The sequence below is a fragment of the Blautia sp. OF03-15BH genome, from assembly GCF_003463065.1.
Taxonomy (GTDB): Bacteria; Bacillota; Clostridia; order Lachnospirales; family Lachnospiraceae; genus Limivivens.
This window is the reverse complement of the sequence record NZ_QSCM01000016.1, coordinates 14,252-38,902: the sequence shown is the minus strand read 5'-3', so window position 1 is coordinate 38,902 and position 24,651 is coordinate 14,252. Positions and strand designations below refer to the sequence as shown.

Annotated in this window: 21 protein-coding genes and 1 tRNA gene; 3 read left to right on the top strand and 19 right to left on the bottom strand. The window is 47.8% G+C overall.

The features are described from left to right. Window positions 1-43: 43 nt before the first annotated feature. Together DXA57_RS13885 and DXA57_RS13880 are read right to left on the bottom strand one after the other, a co-directional pair. Window positions 44-1,390: an MATE family efflux transporter gene (locus DXA57_RS13885; protein ID WP_117767913.1), complete on the bottom strand. Its 1,347-nt coding sequence runs from the start codon at window positions 1,388-1,390 to the stop codon at window positions 44-46. An 18-nt stretch (window positions 1,391-1,408) separates the two neighbouring features. Beyond that, window positions 1,409-3,598 carry an alpha-galactosidase gene (locus DXA57_RS13880; protein ID WP_117767912.1) on the bottom strand — a complete coding sequence of 730 codons (2,190 nt, stop codon included), beginning with the start codon at window positions 3,596-3,598 and terminating at the stop codon, window positions 1,409-1,411. Between the two features lie 188 nt (window positions 3,599-3,786). Here DXA57_RS13880 and DXA57_RS13875 point away from each other — a divergent pair, with 188 nt between their 5' ends. Beyond that, window positions 3,787-5,103 carry a hemolysin family protein gene (locus tag DXA57_RS13875; RefSeq protein WP_117767911.1) on the top strand — a complete coding sequence of 439 codons (1,317 nt, stop codon included), beginning with the start codon at window positions 3,787-3,789 and terminating at the stop codon, window positions 5,101-5,103. A 273-nt stretch (window positions 5,104-5,376) separates the two neighbouring features. Here the strand turns inward: DXA57_RS13875 and DXA57_RS13870 are convergent. The 9 genes from DXA57_RS13870 to DXA57_RS13825 form a co-directional block, all read right to left on the bottom strand. Next, window positions 5,377-5,450 (bottom strand) — tRNA-Pro (locus DXA57_RS13870). A gap of 68 nt (window positions 5,451-5,518) precedes the next feature. Continuing rightward, the gene (locus DXA57_RS13865) at window positions 5,519-6,166 is read right to left on the bottom strand and encodes an HAD family hydrolase (protein WP_117767910.1); all 648 of its coding nucleotides are present in this window, start codon (window positions 6,164-6,166) and stop codon (window positions 5,519-5,521) included. 14 nt (window positions 6,167-6,180) lie between these two features. After that, entirely contained in the window at window positions 6,181-7,353 is a 1,173-nt protein-coding gene (locus DXA57_RS13860; RefSeq protein WP_158571334.1) for a metallophosphoesterase, read from the bottom strand. 54 nt (window positions 7,354-7,407) lie between these two features. Further along, complete coding sequence (locus DXA57_RS13855; protein ID WP_158571333.1) at window positions 7,408-8,937, bottom strand: hexose kinase; 1,530 nt, start codon at window positions 8,935-8,937, stop codon at window positions 7,408-7,410. 540 nt (window positions 8,938-9,477) lie between these two features. Beyond that, window positions 9,478-10,572 (bottom strand): sialidase family protein, encoded by a 1,095-nt coding sequence (locus tag DXA57_RS13845; protein ID WP_117767906.1) that lies wholly within the window; start codon window positions 10,570-10,572, stop codon window positions 9,478-9,480. Window positions 10,573-10,612: 40 nt separating this feature from the next. Beyond that, window positions 10,613-11,548, bottom strand: coding sequence for an ROK family protein (locus DXA57_RS13840; protein ID WP_117767905.1), 936 nt, complete (start codon window positions 11,546-11,548; stop codon window positions 10,613-10,615). Further along, window positions 11,545-12,465: a dihydrodipicolinate synthase family protein gene (locus DXA57_RS13835; RefSeq protein WP_117767904.1), complete on the bottom strand. Its 921-nt coding sequence runs from the start codon at window positions 12,463-12,465 to the stop codon at window positions 11,545-11,547. The genes DXA57_RS13840 and DXA57_RS13835 overlap by 4 nt, the downstream gene beginning before the upstream one ends. A 17-nt stretch (window positions 12,466-12,482) precedes the next feature. Next, entirely contained in the window at window positions 12,483-13,187 is a 705-nt protein-coding gene (locus DXA57_RS13830) for an N-acetylmannosamine-6-phosphate 2-epimerase (RefSeq protein WP_117767903.1), read from the bottom strand. 169 nt (window positions 13,188-13,356) lie between these two features. Further along, window positions 13,357-16,464 (bottom strand): alpha-mannosidase, encoded by a 3,108-nt coding sequence (locus tag DXA57_RS13825; protein ID WP_117767902.1) that lies wholly within the window; start codon window positions 16,462-16,464, stop codon window positions 13,357-13,359. 274 nt (window positions 16,465-16,738) lie between these two features. On the opposite strand from DXA57_RS13825, the gene DXA57_RS13820 reads away from it, so the two are divergent. Continuing rightward, window positions 16,739-17,848, top strand: coding sequence for a GntR family transcriptional regulator (locus DXA57_RS13820; protein WP_117767901.1), 1,110 nt, complete (start codon window positions 16,739-16,741; stop codon window positions 17,846-17,848). Window positions 17,849-17,903: 55 nt separating this feature from the next. Here DXA57_RS13820 and DXA57_RS13815 read toward each other — a convergent pair whose 3' ends face one another. From DXA57_RS13815 to DXA57_RS13800, 4 genes are all read right to left on the bottom strand, one after another. After that, window positions 17,904-19,022 (bottom strand): DUF362 domain-containing protein, encoded by a 1,119-nt coding sequence (locus DXA57_RS13815; RefSeq protein WP_117767900.1) that lies wholly within the window; start codon window positions 19,020-19,022, stop codon window positions 17,904-17,906. A gap of 257 nt (window positions 19,023-19,279) precedes the next feature. Continuing rightward, the gene (locus DXA57_RS13810; RefSeq protein ID WP_117767899.1) at window positions 19,280-19,819 is read right to left on the bottom strand and encodes a hypothetical protein; all 540 of its coding nucleotides are present in this window, start codon (window positions 19,817-19,819) and stop codon (window positions 19,280-19,282) included. Then, window positions 19,804-21,201, bottom strand: coding sequence for an AAA family ATPase (locus DXA57_RS13805; protein ID WP_147345702.1), 1,398 nt, complete (start codon window positions 21,199-21,201; stop codon window positions 19,804-19,806). The genes DXA57_RS13810 and DXA57_RS13805 overlap by 16 nt, the downstream gene beginning before the upstream one ends. 151 nt (window positions 21,202-21,352) lie before the next feature. Continuing rightward, window positions 21,353-22,015, bottom strand: coding sequence for a YkgJ family cysteine cluster protein (locus DXA57_RS13800; protein ID WP_117767897.1), 663 nt, complete (start codon window positions 22,013-22,015; stop codon window positions 21,353-21,355). A 98-nt stretch (window positions 22,016-22,113) separates the two neighbouring features. Here DXA57_RS13800 and DXA57_RS13795 point away from each other — a divergent pair, with 98 nt between their 5' ends. Then, complete coding sequence (locus tag DXA57_RS13795) at window positions 22,114-22,650, top strand: DUF2284 domain-containing protein (protein ID WP_117767896.1); 537 nt, start codon at window positions 22,114-22,116, stop codon at window positions 22,648-22,650. A gap of 52 nt (window positions 22,651-22,702) precedes the next feature. Here the strand turns inward: DXA57_RS13795 and DXA57_RS13790 are convergent, their stop codons facing one another. From DXA57_RS13790 to DXA57_RS13775, 4 genes are all read right to left on the bottom strand, one after another. Beyond that, entirely contained in the window at window positions 22,703-23,086 is a 384-nt protein-coding gene (locus tag DXA57_RS13790) for a DUF3783 domain-containing protein (RefSeq protein WP_117767895.1), read from the bottom strand. An 11-nt stretch (window positions 23,087-23,097) separates the two neighbouring features. Beyond that, window positions 23,098-23,541, bottom strand: a complete 444-nt coding sequence (locus DXA57_RS13785; RefSeq protein ID WP_117767894.1) for a hypothetical protein — start codon at window positions 23,539-23,541, stop codon at window positions 23,098-23,100. A gap of 118 nt (window positions 23,542-23,659) precedes the next feature. After that, window positions 23,660-24,100: a COG2426 family protein gene (locus tag DXA57_RS13780; RefSeq protein WP_442857678.1), complete on the bottom strand. Its 441-nt coding sequence runs from the start codon at window positions 24,098-24,100 to the stop codon at window positions 23,660-23,662. A gap of 216 nt (window positions 24,101-24,316) precedes the next feature. Beyond that, entirely contained in the window at window positions 24,317-24,646 is a 330-nt protein-coding gene (locus DXA57_RS13775; RefSeq protein WP_117767892.1) for a putative signal transducing protein, read from the bottom strand. Window positions 24,647-24,651: the final 5 nt, after the last annotated feature.

The following is a 24,651-nucleotide window of genomic DNA, read 5'->3' as shown; positions in this document are numbered from 1 at the left end:
CGAGGGGCAATGTCTTCCACGCAAACATCCCCCCTCGGACCAATCAGTTATTTGGTTGTTTCTTATACATCACCACATACCAGCAAGCCATATGTGCCAACGCCGTGATCGTCCAGGTGATCGGATAGGACAGGTACAGCGTAAACAGGGAGCGATGCCACTGAAATACTGTGAAAATCCAGACAACACGGAGACCGCAGGCTCCAATGAGGGAAACGATCATTGGCAGGAAGGAATATCCCATTCCTCTCATACTTCCTACCATGACGTCCATCAGACCACAGAGGAAATAGGGTGCACAGATAAGATGCATCCGGTTCAGGCCGTATTGGATCACTTCCGGGTCGGAAGAGTAAATGCCAAGAAGCTGTTCTCCGAAAAAGACAAATCCGTTTCCCATGATAAGTCCAACGGCACTTACGAAAACCAGACAGATCGCAAGGATCTTTTTCATGCGCTGTCGGTTTCCTGCTCCCATGTTCTGACTGGTAAAGCTTAAGTTTGTCTGGTATACCGAGTTCATGGAGGTATACACAAAGCCTTCCAGGTTTCCGGCAGCTGTGTTTCCAGCCATGGCGATGGCTCCGAAAGAGTTTACCGAGGACTGGATCAGCACGTTGGAGATAGAGAAAATAGCTCCCTGCAGTCCTGCCGGAAGACCGATCCTGGCAATGTTCAGCAGTTTATCCTTGTGGATGGCCAGCTTGTGAAGTTCCAGGCGGCACATGCCATCCAGTCCCATCAGGCATTTTAAGACCATGCCTGCGGAAATGACCTGAGAGATCACGGTAGCCGTTGCCACGCCTGCCACACCCATGCGGAAAATGATCACAAAGATCAGATTTAAGATCACATTGACCACACCGGAGATCAGCAAATAATACAGCGGACGCCGGGTGTCTCCTATAGCCCGTAAAATAGCCGCACCAAAGTTATATGCCATCATGGCCGGCATGCCGATGAAATAGATCTTCATATAAAGAGCTGCCTGTCCCAGAACTTCTTCCGGTGTAGCCATGAGTTCCAGCAGAGGTCTGGAAAACAGGACTCCGGCCACGATAAGGATCACGCCGCTCACCAGGCTTAAAAGAACAGATGTATGTACCGTATCGCTGACATCTTCCTCATTCCGGGCTCCGTACCCCTGGGCCGTCAGTACGTTGGTGCCGATGGAAAGGCCCATGAACACATTGACCAAAAGGTTGATCAGTGCACTGGTGGAGCCCACGGCTGCCAGTGCGTGGGCTCCGGAAAAGCGCCCCACCACAACAATATCCGCCGCATTAAAAAGCAGCTGCAGCACACCGGAAAGCATCAGAGGAAAAGTAAAAACCAGGATTTTCCCCAACAGCGGACCATTGCACATATCCATTTCATATGATTTTTTCAAAACTCATTCCTCCGGTTTTCAGATCTCACGTATGCAGACCATGTAGGAGTCATAATTGCAGGCAGGTTTCGGAATCAGAAGGCCGCCTCTCATCAGTGCGGCTCCTGTATACACGGTTCCGTCCACATCGTAGGAGGCGTCTTTTTTCAGGCCTTTCAGTTTCACGCGAACCGGTTTGGGATTGCCGTGAAGGTCTGTGTAGATCACACTTAAGGATGCTTTTCTCTGATCCTTTGAAACATAACTCCAGGCTGTGTAGTCATGATTCTCCATGGGAGAGTTCAGTCGATAGTAGGAACCAGACTGGAAAAGCTCCCAGTTTTCATTGTACACAGCAATCTGCCGTCTGGCTTCTGCTTTATCTTCCTCAGAAAGTTTGCTGAGATCCAGCTCATAACCGAAGGAACCCTGCATTGCACAGATGCCTCTGGTCTTGAACGGCGTTACCCGGCCGTTCTGATGGTTCGGGCAAACGGACACATGGGCAGACACGGAAGACATAGGATAACCGAAGGAGGTTCCATAATGAATACGGAGTCTCTCAATGGCATCTGTGTTGTCGCTGCACCAGATCTGGGGTGCATAATACAGCATTCCGGCATCAAAACGTCCGCCGCCACCGCTGCAGCCTTCCAGCAGAAGGTCCGGATGACGGGTCAGCATATCTTCCATTACCTCATAAAGGCCAAGGACATATTTATGGCGGACCGCCCCCTGGCTGAGTGTGGGATCTGCGGCACTGTATACGTTATCCACGCTCCGGTTCATATCCCATTTTACATAGGAAATGTTTGCACAGGAAAGGGTATCGTTGATAAATTTCTTCATGTATTCCCGTACTTCTTTTCTGGAAAGATCCAGGACCAGCTGGTTACGACTGCGGTTGGGCTCCCTTCCCGGAATCTGGAGTACCCAGTCGGGGTGCATCCGGTAAAGCTCACTGTCCTCAGAAACCATCTCCGGCTCCAGCCAGATACCAAATTTCAGGCCAAGGGCATTCACCCGGTCTACCAATTCTTTCATGGTGCAGCCCAGTTTTTTCTCATTTACAAACCAGTCACCAAGGCCGGAATTGTCATCGTCTCTTTTTCCAAACCAGCCGTCATCCAGCACCAGCATATCCAGCCCAAGGTCTGCTGCCTCACCGGCGATCTTCAGAAGCTTCTCCGCATCGAAGCCAAAATAGGTGGCTTCCCAGTTATTTACCAGAGTCGGACGTTTTTTATCCTTCCACGGGCTGCGGATCAGATTGGCATGATAAGCCTTCTGGAACTGATCAGAAAGTGCGGTCAGACCGTTTTCACTGTAGCTTAAGGCTGCTTCCGGTGTCACAAAGCTCTCACCCGGAGCCAGTTTCCAGAGAAATTCCTCGTCATCTATGCCGCACACCAGACGGATGCCGTCCACCTGGTCTTTTTCCATCTGGATTCGGAAGCCTCCGCTGTAAATGAAGGAGATGCCATAGGCATTTCCGAAATCCTCTGTGGTATCTCTGTCGCAAAGGATCACAAACGGGTTGTGGTGATGGCTGGAGGTGCCGCGGCTGCTGCTGATCTCCGTGATGCCGTGGGGCAGATTTCTGCGTTCAAACTGGCGCTCACCGGCGTGTTTTCCATAAAAATGGATAAGATCCATGTCACCTTCCATGAAATCCAGACCAAGGCTCAGTGCACGTTTCAGCACCACATTTTTTCCGGAACGGTTCTCAATGGAAGCGGCACGGGTGATGATGTTTTTCTTCTCAAAAATGCCGTAGAAAAGTGTCACATAGATCTCTTCCACCCGATCCTTTAACGTGATCTTCAGCGTTTCTGCCTCTTCTGCCTCCGCCTCAAAAAGTGCCGGAAGACCGGGAAGACTGTATTTGCCTTTTCCCTGTTCGTAAGAAACAAAACGCAGATCCAACGCCGGAACTTCTCCCTCGAAACCAGCCTTCAGCGCTTTCACACGGAAATCACCGTTTCCCTGTACCGGATACTCCAACGGGTAGTAATCCATGGAATAGGTGCGGTTCTTTTTTTCGTCCCCCGGCTGTCCGGAAAAGCCTCTGTCTTCCGGTCCGATCAGATAAGAAAAGTCTGTTTCATCTGCTGCCGCCCCATAGTAAGTGTGAAGAAGAACCCCGTGATCGTCTACCTTCATCTGATAAGTGCTGTCCGTAGTCTGAAGTGTAAATAAATTCTTCTTTTCATCAAATCTGACTGCCATTTTCTTTCTCCCTTCGCATATATGTATTGTATTTTTATTATATCGGTTCCTGCAATGGAAGTCTATCACTTTTTATGACTGACGAAAGGAAAGTCCTGTGATATAATAAGGGCTGTGTAACGTTTCTGTCCGGCCCTGCAGCATGCGGAAGAGCCGGAATTTACAGATTCTCAGGAGGTATGATACATATGATAGGTGCAGTTCTTCTGCTGATATTTTTAATCTTTTTAAATTCTGTTTTTTCCAGTGCGGAAATTGCCATCGTCTCCCTTACCGAGGCCAATATCCACAAACTGGAAGAAGACGGTGACAGACGGGCCAGGAAGCTCTCGAAGATCACAAAGCAGCCGGCCCGTTTTCTGATGACGATCCAGGCGGCTGTCACCATCATCAGTTTCCTAGTCAGCGCCCTGGCGGCAGATGCTTTCGCGGGACCGCTGATAAAAGTCCTGAAGCGCACCGGACTTTTTCATTCCGAGCAGCTTCTCCATCCCGTGGCTGTGGTGCTGATCACTCTGATCCTTGCCTATTTCACCATGGTTTTCGGAAAAATGATCCCCCAGAAAAGAGCAGTAAAAAAAGCGGATTCCACTGCTCTTCATATGGCCTGGCTTCTCTACCTGACTTCCATTATCCTTACTCCGCTGGTCGTACTTCTCACCGTTTCCAGCAATCTGGTGCTTCGCCTCTTCGGGATCGATCCTTATGAAAATGAAGAGCAGGTGACAGAGGAAGAGATCCGGATGATGCTGGTGGAGGGAACCGAGCAGGGAACAATCCCGGAAGAAGAACACGATCTGATCCAGCATGTTTTTGACTTCAATGACATTACCGTAGAAAAGATCTGTACCCACCGTCCGGATATCGTCTGGCTCTCTCTGGATGATGACAGCAGTGTCTGGGAAAAGACCATCAAGGAAAGCCGTCATACCCATTATCTCATCTGCCAGGAAAATCTGGATAACGTGGTAGCCGTCCTTGATACCAGGGATTATTTCCGTGCTCCCCAACGTACCCGGAAATACATTATGGAAAATCTGGCTGACAAGGCTTCCTTTGTTCCGGAAAGCATGAAGGCCAACACCATGTTCCGGCAGATGAAAGAAAGCAGACAGTATTTCAATGTCATTGTCAATGAATACGGCGGTGTCTGCGGCATCATCACGCTCCATGATATTATGGAAGCTCTGGTGGGTGATCTTGCCGATCAGGAGGAGGCCGCCAAACCAGATGATATCATCCAGCTTTCTGAACGGGAGTGGAAGATCCAGGGAGCTGCCTCATTGGAAGAAGTGGAGGAAAAACTTCAGGTGGAATTGCCGCATGACGGCTCGGAAACCTTCAACGGTTTCATCTGCGGTCTCACCGGCCGGATCCCAAGAGATGGCGAAAGCTTTCTCTGCAGCTGCGGACCGCTTCATATCCATGTGCTGGACGTAAACCAACATGTGGTAGTCGAGGGAATTGTGACAAAAGATGCGGAGGCTCCCGCAGAAGAAGAATAAGAAGACAAAAAAAGAACCGGAAACACTGTTAATCCAATGTTTCCGGCGCCCCTGCCAAGGAATCGATGCGACAAGATTTGAACTTGCGGTCTCGCCTCCGGCTCGGTCGGTGCTAAACGCGTGCCACTGGCACGCAGCACCCTCTGCGTCCCGAACAGCGGTAAAGCGGACATTCTCAATCCGCTTCGCTACTTGCTCATGAACGCAGTCGCAAAGACAAAAAAAAACCGGAAACACTGTTAATCCAATGTTTCCGGCGCCCCTGCCAAGGAATCGATGCGACAAGATTTGAACTTGCGACCTCTGCGTCCCGAACGCAGCGCTCTACCAAGCTGAGCCACGCATCGCTGATTCGATGTACATTATAACATCAAAACTCCCTGATTTCAAGGTATTTTTCAATAAAAATAGAAAATTATTTTCCTGCGAGGAAATCACGGACTTCAAAAAGATCTTTGAAGATCCTGTAGGCTTTCTCTCCCATCTCTTCTGTCGGAGGAAGGAGATCCGGCACCATAAGGGGTTTCATTCCGGCACTGTAGGAAGAACGAATGCCGTTATAGGAATCCTCCACCGCATAGGCTGACTTCGGATCAATGCCCAGTTTTTCACAGGCTTTCAGGTAAATTTCCGGATCCGGTTTGCTGTGGCTGATCTGGTCTCCGCCGGTGATGGCATGGAAGTAATCTACAAGACCGGCATCGGTAAGCTCCTGTACCACGATATCATATGCCGTAGATGAAGCAAGACCAACCGTGGCTTCATTTTCCTTCAGCCAGGCCAGCAACTCTCTGGCGCCTTTTTTCACCGGTATTCCTTCTTCTCTCTCGATCCTTCGGAATTCCTTCTGTGCGTCTTTATCAAAGGCATCCACCGGAAAATCTTCTCCCAGCTGTTCCCGGAAAACCTCTCGCATATGCTGTTTGTTTCCGCCAATACATGGCATAAGCAGTGCGTCCATATCTTTAATGTTATATTTTTCGGCACAGGCTCTCCAGGCCCGCAGGCAAATAGCCTCCGTATCAAAGATCACACCATCCATGTCAAAAATTACTGCCAGCATTTTTCATCCTCCTGTTATGTTTGATTTTCGCTAACGATCCTCCGGTCTGTTCCGTTTTGGATCTGGAATTTCCCGTAATACCAGCCGGTGACGCCTCGCTTCCGCACCATGGTACCCTCCGGCGTTTCCTGCAGGATCGATACTCTGTCACCTTTTTTCAGCGGGATCTGATAATCCGTATATTCCCAGCAGGTGTTTTCTTTCCCTTTTACCGGTGGTTCTTCCAGAAAGCCATTGTAAATTTTCAGCTGATACCCTGTTTTTACATGCTCAGCCAGAGAGAAAACCGGACCTGGTTCCAGAATCTTAAGCCCGCTTTCATAATAGCGGATATTGATCGAAGTGTTTCCTGCTTTCTGATCTTCCAGAATAATGGCTTCCGGGAAATCATCCACGCTCTCCCATTCCGTTTCTTCCGTATAGAGATCCGGAATAATCAGGGCGTTGAGCTGATCATCCCGCTTGATCCCACAGCCTCCGTCAATCGAGATGATTTTCTGTTCCCTGCTGATGTACGGAGCAGAACACTCGATATCTGAACGGTAAAGGCAGACAGGCCAGTGCCCGACAACCACATATTTATCAAAATGCTTTCCCTGGCTGATAAAATCATCGTTTTTCAAAAGCGAAAAAGGCGGAAGTTCAAAATTGTCTTCCAGTTTTTCATGGACCAGACCACCATGTACAAAGAGGAAGGACGGTGTCACGAGAATGGAAGGCAATTCCTTCATAAAATCCAGTTCTTTCTGAAATCCGGAAAGGATCGCCGCTTTCGCCGCCGGAATATCCTCCGGCCGTTCCACGGTCACACCTGCTTCCCGGCAGAGATCCTGAAAAAAGGTATTTTTCCAATACTGACGCATCCGTTCATTTGTCTCATAAAGCTCTTTATCCAGGCTTCCGTCCTCTGCAAGCAGCATCTCGATCCTCCAGAGATCCACATTTCCCATCATAGGATAGACGGTATGTTTTTCGCAGAGCTGCATGATATATCGGATCGTTTCCAGACTTTCCGGTCCTTTTTCGATCATATCTCCAAGGATGATCAACATATCCTTTTCACTGAAATCGATCTTTTTCAAAAGTCTTTCCAGCCAGCTTCTGTGCGCGTGGATGTCACTGATCACAATGGTCCGCCGTCCATGCTCCGGCTGCTCCAAGAACTGCACTTTTGTATGAAATTCCATACTCTTTTCCCTTTCTCTTCTGTCGTCGCGCACGGCTCTGTGCATACAGACGCACTACAAATATCTTTGGATCCCCTGAATTTCTTCTATATATACACAATATTTTGCCGCCGGATCCTGAAGGATTTTCTCCAGTTCTCCGATCTCCACCCAGAAAACCTCATCCACTTCTTCTTTCTGAAGCTGAAGTTTTGTGATGTCCACCGGTTTTTCATAAAGATAAACCGCTGCACGTTCTCTGTCAATGACTTTCTGACCATGGAATACGGTCTCTACACTACGGGTAATGAAAAAGCAGAAGCGAAGCTCTCCTTTTTCCGCCCGGATACCGAGTTCTTCATAAAGCTCCCGATAAGCGGCCGCCTCGTAATCGTCTCCTGCATCGAGATGCCCGGCCGAAGAAATATCGCAGTAACCCGGGAAATTATCTTTGTCCTGGCTGCGTTTCTGGATCAGAAGACGGTATTTTCCATCCGGTGTGCGATCCACCACCCACATATGGACCGTCCCATGCCAGTCTCCGTCCCGATGTACCAGACTTCGGAGTTTTACCTCCCCTGTAAGGCTTCCATCCTCGCGGCGGACGTCGAAAAATTCACCGGCTTTTTCCACCTGAATGGAAGGAAGATACTGTTCAAAATCCGCCCGTTCACAAACGGCTGTTCCAGGTTTGATGAGAGAACCTGCGGCTGCCGCCTGAGCATAGCAGAGAAGCTTCCTCGCAAAGGAGGAGTCCTCCGGCAGGGAAGCCTTTGAGGCAGAATCTGATTTACCGGCATTTAAGTGATACTCATGGAAAGCCAGACAGAAGCCAGCCACCAGAGAATCACCAGCTCCCTGAAGTCCCCGGACTTCTACATCCGGTGCCGGTGAATAGAGTGCTTCTTTTTCATCTACCAGAAGAGCGCCCTCCGCACCAAGAGAAACGCAGACATAGGGAATTCCCCGGCTGACAATTTCTCTGGCTGCCTGAATGACCTCTTCCCGAGAGTGAAATTCCCGTCCAAGAGTCATGGAAAGCTCGTCAATATTCGGCTTGATGAGCCAGGGTCTGCCCTCAATCCCATTAAGAAGAAGCGGACCGGAAGCATCCAGAATGACGGGAAGAGCAAAAACTCTGGCTTTTTCCAGAAGAATTTTATAAATATCTGTTGAAACTCCCGGCGGCACACTTCCTGCCAGAACGAGAAGTTCTGCCTCTCCAAAATGAGAAACGATGCGGTCTGTCATCTGTTTTACTGCATCCTCAGTCACCGGACAGCCCTTGTCATTGAGTTCACTCATAGTCCGGCTGGACTCATCAAAAATTTTGATATTCACGCGAAGCTCACCTGGAATTTCTTCCAGATCACAGGGAATGGAAACCGCATCCAGGGCTGCTTTCAGATCGGATCCGCCTTTTTCATGAGAAAAACCAAGACAGAGGGTATCTGCACCGAGGTTTTTCAAAACCCGGCTGACATTCAGCCCCTTACCGCCGATTTCTGCGCGTGAACCGGACACGGCAGTTGTGCCGCCCACCCGGAAATCAGAAACATTGAGGGTACGATCGATGCAGGGGTTTAAAGTAACGGTAAGTATCATAAGAAACTCCTTCTTATACATCTTCTTAATAATAATATTATTGCGAGGGCACGCTTAAAAATAGGGTGCGTACGTCGGACGTGACGTATCGCCTGCCTTCGCTTTTTGACAACAATTACGGAAATATAGCCTACTTCAGGCGTATTAGCCACATAACAGCACTTGCACCGCAAATACTGAAAAAGCACGCTTTCCTTCAGGTGTCACTCACAACACCCTCCCAGTCTGACATAAGCCCCTTATTTTCTAAGCGGGCCCGTTGTGAGGAGTGCAGAGGAGGGCGGCGGGCTCGCGACTCCGAGCCGCCCTCCTTTGCAAAGGGTTTCCACGCGCTTTCCCAAAGCCCTGATTCTTAAGAAAGTATACCACACTTTCCAAAGAATCTAAGAAACTCTTTATACTTTTCTCAAACTTTCTACACAGAATGGACACATTCCTTTTGTAAGATAGAATCAAACAAAGCCAATACAGCTTTTTCATATAGATTCTCTTTTTCATAACTCAAGCCGGATGTCTGATGACACCCGGCCCTCCTTTTTTTCAGAGTATTTTTTCTTCCAGCTGTTTTTTCTCGATCCGGCGGATGACCGTCCTTCCGAGGCAGTTTCCGTCTTCTTTCCCTCCGGCACAGTAAGCAAGAAGCAGAGAAGTTTCTGTAAAATGCAGAGCACAATAGCAGTAACCGCGGTCCGGCTCTTCTTCAAAGGCCACCGGTTCTGTAAACGTCTTTCCGTTATCTTTGCTCACAGCAATGACGAGAGGCGTTCTTCCTCCTGTGAAAAATTCTTTGTCGATCTCTCTTCCATTGTAGACAGGTACCGGATTCCAGATCGCATAGATGTTCTCATCCCATCCTCTTTTCATACATAGCGGACTTAAGGGAGAAGTGAAACGGGACGGCTGGCTGGCCGTCCAGGTATCGCCGCCGTCATGGGAAAACATTTCATACTGCCGTCCGATATCCGTCCTGGCCCAGCCCCATAGGATATTGGGAGCAAGCTCCAGGATACCAGGTTCCTGGAGGCCGGAATCACAACAGGGGATTCCCGGAAGATTGCATTTTCCTGCTGCCATTTTCCAGTTTTCTCCATCATCATCCGAATAAAAGAACAGGGACTCGGAGCGGGTATCGATATAACCCTCGGCTACCGCATGACGCGCTGCCGGAATCACGATCCTTCCTGACAAAAGCCGACGCACCCGGTCATTATTGACCACATAGTAGCCGTCCTCCGGCATACAGAGTATTCTCTCGCTCCAGTTTTCTCCACCATCTGCAGATCTCCGGAGATACATCCGCATATGTGTATAGGTCTGACGCACCAGATAAAAAAGACCTACATCTCCATTCTTCATTTCAAGGAAAGAAAGAGACATGATATTCACAGCTTTTTCGCTCTCACAGGTCATGATCGTCTTTTCTTCCCCGAAAGAACGACCATTATCTTTGGAACGGAGAAGGCAGATATCCGCACTGGCGAAATCCGCATTGCTTTTTCCCTTAAATTTACTGTACGCAAACAGGATGTCACCATTTTTCAGGGTGAAAAAGGCTCCTTCACTGTTTCTCGGATTATTTTTTGAAAGATCCGGCCGGATATCCGCGGAAAGCTTTCCTAATTCTACTGATCTCATAAATGTTTCCTTTCTGTAACAGATAACGAATTGGGAATTTCTATTGGCATAGTCTCATTTCTGCCTGTAAATGATACAGTGCGCCCAGCATGCCTGCATGGTTCTGATAAGCAGCCATACAAACCGTGGTATGCTTCCAGATCTGCGGCACCAGATATTTTTCCAGTGCAGCTTCGATCCTTGGCTTCATATAAGCTTCCTGTTCCATGATCCCGCCGCCCAGGATCACACGTTCCGGATTGACCACAAAGCAGATATTGGCAATGCCCATCCCCAGAAGCTTCGCCAGGCGATCCAGTTCTTCACAACAGATGGGATCTCCCGCCTTTGCCGCCTCAAAGATCCGGAATCCATCCCAGACTTCCGACGGCTCTCCATCTTCTGCCAGCTGTCTTTCTGCTTTTTTCCGTTCTTCTACTCTCCGCACCAGGGCACTGGCAGCTGCTTCATCCTGAAAAACACCCTGCTCCAGATGCATATAGCCCACTTCGCAGGCACTGTTGGAGATTCCGTGAAACACTTTCCCGTCTACAACGAGACAGCCGCCGATCCCAGTTCCAACAGTCAGGCAGAGATTGATCCTGCTTCCTTTTCCGGCACCGGAAACACTCTCCGCCAGGCCGGCACAGTTTACATCATTTTCCACCGCACAGGGCAGATGAAACCGTTCTTCCATGTAGGCTTTGTAATTGATTCCTGCATAACCCGGAATGGCATCGGAAGCATGAAGAATAATCCCTGTCTTCGGATCCACCATGCCTGCCGTAGAGATCGCGATACCGGAAGGCTTCTGCTCTTCTTTTTCCAGATAATCTTCCACAAGCTTCACTGCCTGTTCAAAAACTGCCTGCCCGCCTTCCTTTGCCCGGGTAGGGATTTTCCCTGTGGTAAGGATCTCTCCATTTTCTGTGAGAAGGCCGTGTTTGATATAGGTTCCGCCAATATCCAGGCAGATGTATCTCTTCCCGCTGCTCATCGGATAAAAGCCTCCATTGCTTTGTCGATGAGCTCTGCCGCATGATCGATGACCGGCTGATCCTCCGGGATCACGGCTGCCTGCGGTTTCCGTACACCGCCGATATCAAGCCCTTCCCGTTTTTTCATTACTTCTTTGATGACGGCATACATGCTTCCGTGACCGGAACAGAGAGCAGAAATGATCTCGTTTACCGCATACTGGATCGGAGTTGCTTTTTCTGCCTCTCCGGCACGGATGTACGCATCCATTTTGAGGAAAAGCTCCGGCATTGCACCATAGGTGCCGCCAATCCCTCCATCTGCTCCCATGAGCCGTCCGCCGACAAACTGCTCATCCGGTCCGTTGAAGACAATGCTCTCCTCGCCGCCCAGCGCTTTAAAGATCTGGATATCCTGCACGGGCATGGAAGAATTTTTTACACCGATCACATTGGGATTTTCCCTCATTTTCCTGAAAAGTGACGGACTTAAGGCCACACCGGCCAGCTGCGGGATATTGTAGATCACAAAATCCGTGTGAGGAGCAGCCGCACTGATATCGTTCCAGTACTCTGCAATGGCATGATCCGGAAGATGGAAATAAATGGGAGGGATCGCTGCAATGGCATCCACACCCAGTTTTTCCGCATGAGCCGCCAGTTCCACGCTGTCTTTCGTGTTGTTGCAGGCCACATGTGCAATGATCGTGAGTTTTCCGCCCACCACTTTCATCACATGCTCGAGAACCTTTTTCCGATCCTCCACACTCTGGTAAATACACTCACCGGAAGAACCGTTGACATAAAGACCTTTTACCCCTTTTTTCAAAAAATGCAGCGCCAGTGCCTCCGTTCTTTCCCCACTGATTTCTCCGTCCTCATCGTAGCAGGCATAAAATGCCGGAATGACTCCTCTGTATTTCTCCAGATCTCTCATAAACGCCTTCTCCTTTTCTATTTTTCCGCAGAATCCACAGCCTCTGCATAGCCTTTTGTGATCAGCTGCGGGCGCGTGATACTGCTTCCGACCACAACTGCATAAGAACCCAGTTCGATCACTCTTTTTGCCTTTTCCGGAGAGTTCACATTTCCTTCTGCGATCACCGGATGCTTTACTTTTTTCAGGATCGTCCGTAAAATCTCAAAATCATTCGCTTCGATCTTCATTCCCCGGCTCTGCGGCGTGTAGCCGACCATCGTTGTCCCGATGAAATCAAAACCCAGTTCATCAGCAAAAAAAGCCTCCTCGATCGTAGAGCAGTCTGCCATCAGCTTCTGCTCCGGATATTTTTCCTTAATCTGATGGAAAAAGTCCGCCAGCGTCACATTTCCGGGGCGCAGGGCACCGGTGGCATCGATGGCAATGATCTCCGGCTTTACCTCCATGAGTTCCTCGATCTCCTTCATGGTCGGCGTGATGTAAACCGCGCTGTCCGGATAATCCCGTTTCACAATACCGATAACAGGAAGGCCGGTCACCTCCTGGATCTCTTTGATATCTTCTTTTGTGTTGGCACGGATCCCGGCGGCTCCGCCCTCTTTCGCTGCTCTGGCCATTCTTCCCATGATAAAGGAGGAATGAAGAGGCTCCTGAGGCAGCGCCTGACAGGAAACAATGAGTTTCCCTTTCAGTGCCCTGATTCTGTCTTCTGTTCCCATGTTTTCTCTCCTTTGCTCGGATGAAATCTGCTGTATAAGCTGTCTTCATTATACAACAGTCCCCTCCCTGTGGACAGGTTTTCTCTTTGCACTATTGGCCCGTTTTTTTATATCGGTCTGCCACGAAAAAACGCCGGTCATCCGAAGACGAACCGGCGTTGCAGTACTTTTATTTTTTTGGTGTCACGCGGAAAGTGCGGATCTCGTAAGGACGTACGGTCACTTTGAGTTCTCCGTTATGTTCTTCGCCTTCCGGATTTTCCATCAGGTCCGTTTCCTGCCAGGAAGCTACCGGGAAACCAAAGTGCAGAGTTACAGGACCGCGCATGCCTTCATACTCGTGGAAACGAACGATCAGATCTTCCGAATCTTCCGCCTTCTTCACACAGTCGATCGCTACATGGTCGGTATCTGCCTTACAGAAAGCACTCTCTGTATCCACGGCTCCTGTCACTGTCCAGAACGGATTGTTCAGTCTCCATGCACTCTTCTGCACACCGGACTCCTGCCAGCTTCCTTTGTGAGGATAAAGAGCATAGGTAAAGTCATGGCTTCCCTGATCTGCCGCATAATCCGGATAGATCCCACATTTGATCAGTGACATGCCAAGGACATGGCCTCTCGCACTGTAGCCGTATTTGCAGTCATTCATCAGGCTGACGCCGTAGCCGGTCTCGGAATAATCTGCCCACTGATGACCGACAGTCTCAAATTTTGCCATATCCCAGCTGGTATTCTCATACGTCGGACGTTTCACGTTTCCATACTGGATATCAAAGGTTGCTTCGCTGGTGCGGATATCAAGCGGAAAAAGCACCCGTAAAAGCTGCTGATGCTCATGCCAGTCTGCATGAGTGACAAAGTCGATCCGGCGGTCATCGTTATAAAGCCGGATTTCCTGAGAGATCACGGAATCCTCGTAATCCCAGGTCATTTTTACCTTTGTCATAAGGGAAGACTTCTCCACGGAAACGTCTCTCAGATCGTCCACCTCATACCCCTTTTCCTGGTAATAAATATCAATATCCCAGGCATCGAAGTTCATCGGGCGGTCTTCGTAAACTACCAGACGGTTTCCGGTCTCGCCTGCCTTTAAGATCTCACGGTCGTTTTCCTTATCAAAAACAGAGGTCATGCGGCCGCTTTCATCCCAGGTGATGTGATAGAACGGGGTATCGATCTCTCTGGTCCAGTCCGCTTTAGAAAAGCTCTCAGCGCCGGTTCCCTCTTTGAAAGTCAAAGTTGTAAAGCCAGTAGGCTCCATGCCGGAAATCTTCACAAGCCAGCCGTCTTCCGTACGGACAGCAGGCAGCTCTTTGCCGTCAGCAGAAAGCCAGCTTCCCTCTTTGTCCCCGAAGCCGTTTACCGTCACGATGCCTTCGCCCGCAAAGCTGCTGTTGTTCACAACAGTCACAGTGGAAGCCTCGTCTCTGGTCAGAACCTTCAGGGCATTTTTCTCGATGGTGTCCAGAATCTCGTTGGCTTTTGCATACTCTGCCGTGGAATCCTCGTATACCTCATGAATGGAGGAACCGGGGATAATGTCATGGAACTGGTTTCTGAGAGCGATCTTCCAGGCCTCATGAAACTCCTTTGCCGGATAGGAAGAAAGATCACCTGTTTTTACAGCAGCTTCACTGGCCAGCCATTCTGCCTCGCGAAGCTTCAGTTCCGTCTTCCTGTTGTTCTTCTTATTCCGGGCCTGTGAGGTATAGGTACCTCTGTGGTACTCCAGATAAAGTTCCCCATCCCAGGTGGGTACATGACGATCGGTTTTGGCAACGGTCTTTTGAAGTTTTTCAAAATAGTCATAAGCTGTTCCCGGAGTAACCCTTGGAAGTCCGGGCATTGCTTTCAGATGACGGCCCATTTCCAGCATATCACGGTTGACTCCACCGCCGCCGTCTCCGTTTCCATAGGCCAGAAGAAGCTCCTGATTAATCTCTTTGTCATGATAGAGATCCCATTCTCCCTTGACAGATACCGGGTCGATCACACCATTATAGGTATATCCGCCGCTGTCAGAAATAGCCGGCGTACTCATGAAATGAGTCAGAACTTCGGAACCATCCACTCCGATCCAGCGGAAGGTATCATGTGGCATATGGTTGTACTGGTTCCAGCTGATCTTGATGGTCATGAAATTGTCAATGCCGGAACGTTTCAGGATCTGTGGCAGAGCCCAGCTGTAACCGAATACATCCGGAAGCCAGAGTACGTTGGAGGTCGCACCAAACTCTTCCTTAAAGAAACGCTGGCCATTCAGGATCTGACGCACCAGAGCCTCACCGGAAGAGATGTTGCAGTCTGCTTCCACCCACATGGCACCGTTTGGCTCCCAGTTGCCGGATCTCACCGTTTTCCGGATCCGCTCATAAATATCCGGATAGTCGGTCTTGATGTAATCGTAGAGCTGAGGCTGAGACTGGATAAAGGTAAATTCCGGATACTGCTCCATCAGCGTACACATGGTAGAAAATGTACGGGCTGCTTTTTCTCTGGTGTGTTTCAGCTGCCACAGCCAGGCTACATCGATATGAGAATGGCCCACGGTGCGAACAGTCACGGGACTGGTATAGGAAATTTGGGAAACCTCCTCGTTCCAGACAGCAAGTGCTTTTTTCAGAGACTCATAAAAAGCATCGGAACCCGGCTTTCTCCAGTCGATCGCCAGATGCGCCCGGTCGATGGCTGTCAGAAGTTCTCTTCTCACAGAATCATTCTCATCCAACACACGTACCGTCTCAACGGCTGCACGGCTGCTGTAGTAAAAATCATCGGCACTTTCATCCAGAATGGCAAGCTCCGCCTGTTTGAACTGATGGGTCTGAGGAGTGGGCACACCGCCGCCCTCCAGACCAGCCCAGAGACGGATGGCAAACTCTACCTTGGTTCCTGCCAGTTCAGATGGGAAGATCACTTCCTCATGATACGAACCGGTCTCACAGTAAGGAGAACCGTTGACATAAATCAGCCCCTCAAAACCGGAATTCAGTCCGTCACCTGTTTTTCCGATATTAAAAAGGCCGGCAATCTTCTTTCCCGCCCATTCTGCCGGGATATCCACGGACTGGCGGATCCACATATAGGTGCCTCTTCCGATCCAGAAATCTCCTTTTTTCAGACTGCCTGTATAAACGACACTCTCCGGTCGTTTTCCTACCGGTTCTTCCTCCGGTGTACTTGCATCAAATACCGGAATCTCCATCCGTTCTCTGTAGCGGAGATCCTTCAGTTTTTTTGTGCTTCTTTCCAGCTTTTCCAGTGTAAAAAACATACGGTTTCCTCCTTTTCTGCCGGTATCACATTTTTCCTTGCTTTATTATAAAGTTCCTTATTTGACATGTCAATATATGTTTTATATAAATATGATATCTTTTTTCAGGTACATTGCATGATGGTTTCATCTTTCCCTTGCAACAAATTGATATATATAGTATACTTTATTTGCAGCTATTCAGATGCAGGCAGCTTTTCATTCAGAAATGGAATCCTGCTTGCCATCAAGATAGGCTCTGAATCGTTGCAATATGTACGGAGGATAGAAATTTATGGATGAACCCTTATACCTGAAAATATATCAGTCTCTCAAACAGGACATCGAAAATGGTGTCTATAAACCAGGTGATCAGGTTCCGACGGAAGGCGGTCTGGCCGACCTTTTTCATGTGAGCAAGATCACCAGCAAACGGGCTCTGAATATGCTGGCAGAAGAAGGAATCCTTTCCCGTCAAAAAGGACGTGGAACGTTTGTCAGCCATAGCACTTCTTCCCTGACAGGAGGAAGTCCCGTTAAAGCGTCTCTGTTTTCCGGCGACTTGCTTCCCCGGATCGGCCTGATCTATCCGGAATTAAACGATCATTTTGGTCTTGAAACAGTCACCGCCATCACAGACGCCTGCCATGGAAAAGCACACTTTTTCTTTTCTCTTTCCCATGATGATCCCAAGCGTGAAGAGGAAGCCATCCTCAGCATGAGCAGTGCTCCGGTAGACGGACTGATCGTTTTCCCGGGAACTTCTCAGTTTTTGAATCCCCGACTGCTTCAGATGGTTATCGACAAATATCCACTGGTCCTCATTGACCAGAATATTCAGGTGATCCGGCAGACCTCTGTTGGAACCGACAATGTGCTGGCAGTTTCCCAGGGGCTTTCCTATATCACTTCTCATGGACATAGAAATATAGGATTCCTCCTTCCCAACGTCGATAACAGTGTACTCCAGGAACGCTGCGATGCTGTTTTCCAGTACAGTGCTATTACCGGTTTTCCCTTGAACCAGAAACTCTGGATTAAAAATCTTGGTTCTTCTTCCGATCATATCACAGAGGAAATGATCCATCGGATCGCCTGTCATCTTACGGAGCATCCGGAGATTACTGCTCTTTTTGCTCTCCAGTATTCTCTGGCAGTAGCGGCAGAACAGGCTGCCCAGCGGGTAGGACGTGTCATTGGAAAAGATCTTTCCATTCTCTGTTTCGACTCGCCTCTTCCTCTTTTTGGAAAGCCAAGGTTCACACACCTGCACCAGGATGAACGGGCGATCGGCGAAAAGGCCGTGGAACTGCTGCTGGAACTCATCCAGCATCCCGGTCAGCCTCCTCAGAATATCAAAATACCTGCGAAGCTGATAGAGGGAGAATCCTTCTTCGCCTTATAAAATGTGTAAAAAAGCGTATGACCAGTTTTTAAAGACTGACCATACGCTTTTCTTTTCACAGTGCTTTTCGCACATAAATCGCTTTTTTCGGGCACATTTCCTGACAACAGAAGCAGGAGATGCAGCCTTTTTTCCGGAATTTTGCCTTTTTGTTTTCGATGCGGATGATACCCGCCGGACAGCTTTCCGCACATTTACCGCAGCCCACACAGAGTTTCGGATCCACCTGTGGATAGGATTTCAATAAGCGGGAAGCCACAAAAACAAACGGCTTTTTCAGAAAGCCCGGCACATTTGCAGTAAAGTCCAGGCTGATGGAATCCGGCTTTTGAAAAGGAGTGAGTGCTTCCGGTACCGGATCTCCCACCAGCTTCATCTCATCCGGTTTTGCCAGACCTTTTTCCACGGCCTGCCGGATCATGACGATCTCCATGGGATCCAGGCCCATAAGGCCTGCTGCAAAATAATCCTGGGTCCAGATGTCACGGGAAGCCAGAAGAAGATGCAGCGGATGGGAAGTTCCGCCGGTAGGACCGTTTCCTTCCATGGCATCGATGGCATCAATGATCGTGAGATCCGGACTTACGGTTTCTGCGAGCTCTACCAGCATCCGGGAGAAATCCTCAATCTCCGGCCAGCGGTAATGCATCTGCGGTTTTTCAAGACCCGGAATGGTTCCAAAGAGATTTTTGATACCGCCGGAATATCCGGTCATGGCATGGGTTTTGAGTTTGCAGATATTGATGATATAATCTGCCTTCACAATCGGCGTGATGAGATGAAAGCTGTGATTGGCAAAGCCGTCCCTGGTATTCACCGTTTCTGCGGAGCAATCCTCATTCAGGTGAATGCTGTCACCAATGGTATCCATACCACAGACGTGATAGATCCGCTTCATATGCTCCGGCGTATAGGGGCCGCCAGAACTCTCTGCCAGGGTAATATCTTCAATCCCCTGCTCCCGAAGCCATTCTGCCACGGCTTTCACTACCAGAGGATGCGTTGTCACCGGAGCTGTCTCCGGTTTCTTCGCCATGACAAGGTTTGGTTTGATGACTACCTTCATGCCGGGCTTCAAGTCTTTGGAAATATCCAAGGCATTCAACATCTCGCGGATGGCCGGACGGATCAGTTCCTCTTTATATTCTTTTACGTTTTTCAGTGTCTGTATCATAAAATAGGTTCTCCTGTCATGCCCCTTTGAAACGAGGCGTCTGCCCTATTTTAGCACGTTCAGAAGCTGTCGTACAAGGCGTAAATCGATGGAGTTTTTCTGAAACAGAAGTAAAAAGCAGAGACCCCCTCGTCCGGGGAATTTCCTCCTAAGAAATATTTTTCAGCGGTTTTATATTTTATTTGACCGCTCATACTTTCACTCTATTTTACGCACCTGTTTTTGTCAAGGGTAAGTTCTGATCTCTCATGGTTTATTCATTTCATTTTTCGAACCACACCAGGACACTGATCCAGAACCTTCATAATATTACTTTTGTTCACCCGATATTTTACTGCTGTAAGATTCTCAGGGATAACCTCCTCAATCCGCTTTTTAGCTTTGAAGTTTGCCGCCTCTTTTTTCTTCTGCATATCGGCTACTCTTTTTCCTATGTATACCTGCTCTACATCTTTACAGAACCAGACAAATTCATAGCCTTTATCCTTGCAGAATTTTTCAGCATCTTCAAGAAATTTCAGGTCTTCCTGTTTGCTGTCATAATCATCGCAGTCAAAACAGCAGATTACTTTTGACTGATTTGTTTTTGATGTGGTTCGGTACTGAGAAATCAAAGAGTCTATCTCTTTTTGCTTCTTTTTACTGCTGTAGTTTCCTTTTCCGTCCAGATATACCACACTGAGTTTAAGCTGTGTACGCTCATATGCATAAAAATGCTCCACCGTATCTTTAATGTAGATCCAGTCAGAATTACATTTTTTATTGGTTTCAACGGCAAAGATCAGCTGAACTCCCATGATTCATCCTCCTCACCCGAACCAAATACACTGATAAAATCAATGGAATCTATATTAAACGGAGAACCCTCAATCATGCCATTCCTGTAAAGTCTGGAAGGTGAATAATTACCGCTTTTTGTCCACGGATAAATCTTATGATCCTCCGACAAAAAATCGATGGATTTCTTGCGCTGTTTTAAGACATCCATGGGGCCTACATTGTGGGTCGTAAAGCAAAGCTGTCCTTTTCCATATTCCATCAGATATTCCAGCAAGGCACAGAGATAAACGTCATGAAGGTTCGAGTCAAACTCATCAATAAACACAATCCCGCCGCGAACCATTTCGTTTAAATAGGCAAACAGGCGGACTAATTTCTTAATGCCTGTGCTTTCATATTCTGCATGAATCTTATAGGAATCATAGACCATAACCAGATCACAGATAAAAAAATTCTGATTTTCTTTTTTGTCGATTTCTATGTTCTGTAAATCTGACTTAAAAATATGGAGAAACTCATATAAGCGATGGATCGTTTTTTCAAATTGCGCATATTTTTCTTTTGAAATAAGGTTCTTCGTAACGGATATGACACTGAGGATATTTTTGTCTATTTTTAAGTACTTATCAATCTTTAAATAGTATGCAAAAATTGAAGCATGTACATTGTCATATTCATAGTCTTCTAAGAGGTTTTTTCTTATAAATTCTCTATGATCGTCTGATTGATCCAGATAAACATGTAATTTATGTCCCAAAATATAAAGGCTACAGGTGCTAACAAAGAAAAAAATCTGTTTTTCCTGAATTTTCTTCCTGTTTTCGTATGAAAACTTTCCACAAAGCAACGCACACATGGAAGCTGTCGACAATAAATTCATCGTTCTATTTATGATAGCAGTAGAAAAGGAATCCTCTTTTTCTTCTCCATAAAGAAAGTCCACTTTACCGGCAGTTACCTCAAAAATCATTCCCATCTCATCACTTTTCGACACAGCTTTCCGAACAGACAATGATTCCTGTGAAATTACATATTTTCCAGACACATCCTTTGCCAGAGTTACACAATATCGAAAACAAAACAAGTCATTTTTCAGGTCAACCAGATAATCAGCTTCCATAAACAGTTCTTTTGTTTTCTTATTTACAATCCCATCCAGATTTTTCTGAGTGATTGGATTATTTAAGTAATTCGGATCAATCAAAAGATTTTTGAGAATCGAGACAGAGGTGATAATTCCTGACTTACCAGAACCATTCATGCCATAAATTCCTTTGATATTATATTCCTGCGTATCCATATCTCTGGAAATCGTCTTTTTATAAAAGGATAGCGAAACCAGCTGATCCAAGGTCTTTATTCCCTTGACAGAATAATTGAGTAAATAAATATCATTCATGATGTTTTCCCCCATTCTTAATTCCACTATATCACATGGTTCCAGAAAAATAAATACAAAATGTATTTTTATTATATCTGAATTTACCGTTCTTATTCCATAAAAAACAGAAACCTCTTTTTGAGATTCCTGTTTTTCAAACCTGCTCCTGTTATGCCAGCCCGATCATCCTTCTGGCTTCGGTCAGGCGGCGGTCAAATTCTTCGTAAAAATCACCTGTAAAGGGAAGAAGGAAGAAGTTCTGAAGGATGTAAAGGTTGATCTTTTTGGCAGTGGCTTCGTTGGAGAGATCACCGATGATGTGTTCTACAGCCTCCAGGAAATAGTGCCAGTCATTGACAAATTTTTCATAGCGAGCAAGATCCGGTGTATCGAGCCACTTTTTCAGTTTCACTTTTGTTTTGGGCTCTTTTCTGCACTCTCCGGTCTGCAGAAAGTAGCGGAAACCGCCTCCTTCGTAGTAACGCCCCATAGGGAACAGACGGCAGACGCCGGGACGGATGCTGTGAATGCTGCAGCGGCCTTCCTTGTTTAAAAAGGTGCAGACTTCTTCCGTCCCGGCCTCCAGAAGATTGGGCAGGATCACACCATCCACCACGTTAAGCTCCAGATGGCTTCCGATCAGCTGCTGGAAATCCACATGGAGGCCTTGTGTGAGCCGGCAGACATCCAACGGGTCCAGAATGATCGTTTTTCCCATGCCTTTGCAGCAGTCAGAGCAGCCGCTGCACTCGCCGCAGCCGGCCTTTACCATATCTCCTGGACCATAAAAGCGGCCATCCCAGATTTCTTCAATACTTACCTGTCGTTTCATTTTTATTTCCTCTCTTTGTCCTGTCTTTGGTTGACGTTCTGGCCTCCTGAGCTTATACTGAAATCGATACTGATCCAATCTTTGAAGGAGACTTTTTTATGTCATATAAAGAAACCATTGAATCTTTTATTTACGATTATCCGATCCTGGAATTTCATTATCTGAACCGGAAGGATCTGATCTTTTCTGAAAAAGTCCGTTTTATCTGTGAGCATGAATGTGAACATTACGGTCATTCCTGGGCCTGCCCGCCAGCCATCGGTTCCATCCAGAGCTGCATCCGGGAATGTGAAAAATATTCCCGTGCTTTTCTTTTTTCCACCATTGCCCAGGTGGAAGACAGCCTGAATTTTGAAGCCTGCCTGAAAGCCCGAAGGCAGCATGAAGACCTGACTCTCAAACTTCGTGAACGCTTCCGTCAGGAGTTCGGCGATGTGCTGGCTCTTTCTACCGGCTGCATGCAGTGCGAGACCTGTGCCTATCCGGACTCTCCCTGCCGCCATCCGGACAAACGGGTTGCCACGGTAGAAAGCCACGGGATCATGCTCATGCAGACCGTGGAGGCCATGAATATCTGCTTCAATTACGGAAACGATACGGTCACTTATTTCACGCTGCTGTTCTTTAATGCCTGAGACCGCTCCCTGCAGCATTTAGGATGGCCGATAAAAATGCCCCCTTATCTCATTACAGGGGGCTCTTTTTCATTGCTGTCATCGTTTCGTGTTCTTTTTTTAATTCCTGATAAAGCATTCTGGAGGTCCACTGGATATTGTGGGGTGTGATCACAGCTTTTAATGGAATCTGTAGCTTTCGCTCCCTCAGCCCCGCCAGCAGAAGATCCATCGCCTCACGGTCCAGACCGCAGAAAACCAGCATCTCACTGCCCAGTTTTCCTTCCGTATCTCTGATGCCGCTTTTCTTAAAACCGGCGATCCCGGCCACATAGCCTAGCGGATCGCCATAATTAGAGCTGCCCACTATTTTCACCTGATGGCCCAGAGCTGCTGCCAGATCTTTTAGTTCCCGTTCTGTTCCTTTTTCCAGTTCATATGCCAGTAACATTCCCATTGCTGTCCCTCCTATTCTGTTTCCGATTCTTCTGCCTGCTCCCAGACCTCTCCGGAACCTGCCGGGGCTGTTTCTCCGGTTTCATCCGTCTCTGGACTTTTCACCGTCACTTCCACCACACAGTTGGTCGCTTCGCCGTCATACAACACAGGCACTGTATACATCCCCTGCGTATTGACATCCAGTGCGGAGGTATCATAAGTCACCTTCTCATAATCAAAATGATTCTTCGGGAAGAAAACCTCGGTCCGAAGTTCCGGCATCTGTCCCTCATATACCTCCCGGTATAGAGTGATGGCATTATTCTTTTTCAGAAGGGGATTTTCATCCCTATGCCACAGCGGAAAGGCCAGTGCCAGAAGGATCAGAAGAGCCATCAGCCCGAAACGGGTGGGCTTTAATTTTAAGAATCTCCGGATTTTGCTATCCTGTTTTTTCTTTTGCTCCTTTTTCATAGACCTTCTCCTATGTCATTTTTTCCTCATATTTTACCTTAATTCTCCCACGTTGCATCTTTACTGTCAACAGAAAAAAACCGCTTATCCCGGGTTTTTCCAGAATAGCGGTTTGATTTTACAGCATAAAGCTTAAAGCTCCCAGAACACCATTGCTGATCAGTGCCATGATCACGCCTGCCAGGAGAACGCCACACATAACTGCAATAACGCTGGACTTAAAATCCATATCCAGAAGGCTGGCTGCCAGGGTACCTGTCCATGCTCCGGTTCCCGGAAGAGGGATACCCACGAAGAGAAGTAAGGCAACAAAAAGACCTCTGCCTGCTTTTGCCTGCAGTTTCTTACCGCCTTTTTCTCCCTTTTCCAGACAGAAAGTGAAGAATTTTCCGATAACCGGTTTATCTGCACCCCATATCAGGACTTTCCGTGCAAAGAAATAAATAAAAGGTACCGGGAGCATATTTCCGATGATGCAAATGATGTACGATGGGATCAGGGGCAGTCCCATTCCCACAGCTACGGGAATGGCCCCTCTCAGTTCAATGATGGGTACCATGGAAATCAGAAATACCCATAAATATTTTCCGATCAAAATGTTTCCTCCTTGTTTTCTGTACTGCTATTATTTACTGATACCTGCGAATCCCAGGTTCAAAAGTCTTATCGTGCAGGTACGAACGACTCTTTGACCTTTTGACCCTAAATCATTCTATACGAAATGTGATTCTTGTACAACCGTTTTCTTTTGAACTCTGTCTGTTTCTGGCAAACTTTATTTCAGAAAGAGGAGAACGATCACAAGAAGAACTGCTGCCGCAAGCAGGATTTTTCCGGCAAGATTACTGCTTTCCCCGGATTTTTTTCCCGTCAAAGTCTGTTCTCCCGCCTGCCAGGCCCGGATAATGGCTCTGGCCTGCTCTTCCTTCTCTTCCTCCACCTGGATTTTTCTTCCGTAAGCGCCGTTTCCACCGTAAATATCATGGTAGACCTGCTCTCCCAAGCTTTTCTCCTCAGCCTCAATCCCGTTGGCCTGAAGCACCGTCCGGACGCGGGCGGCCACGTCGGCATCTTTGGCATAATATACCGTTGTTTTCTTATCCATTGATT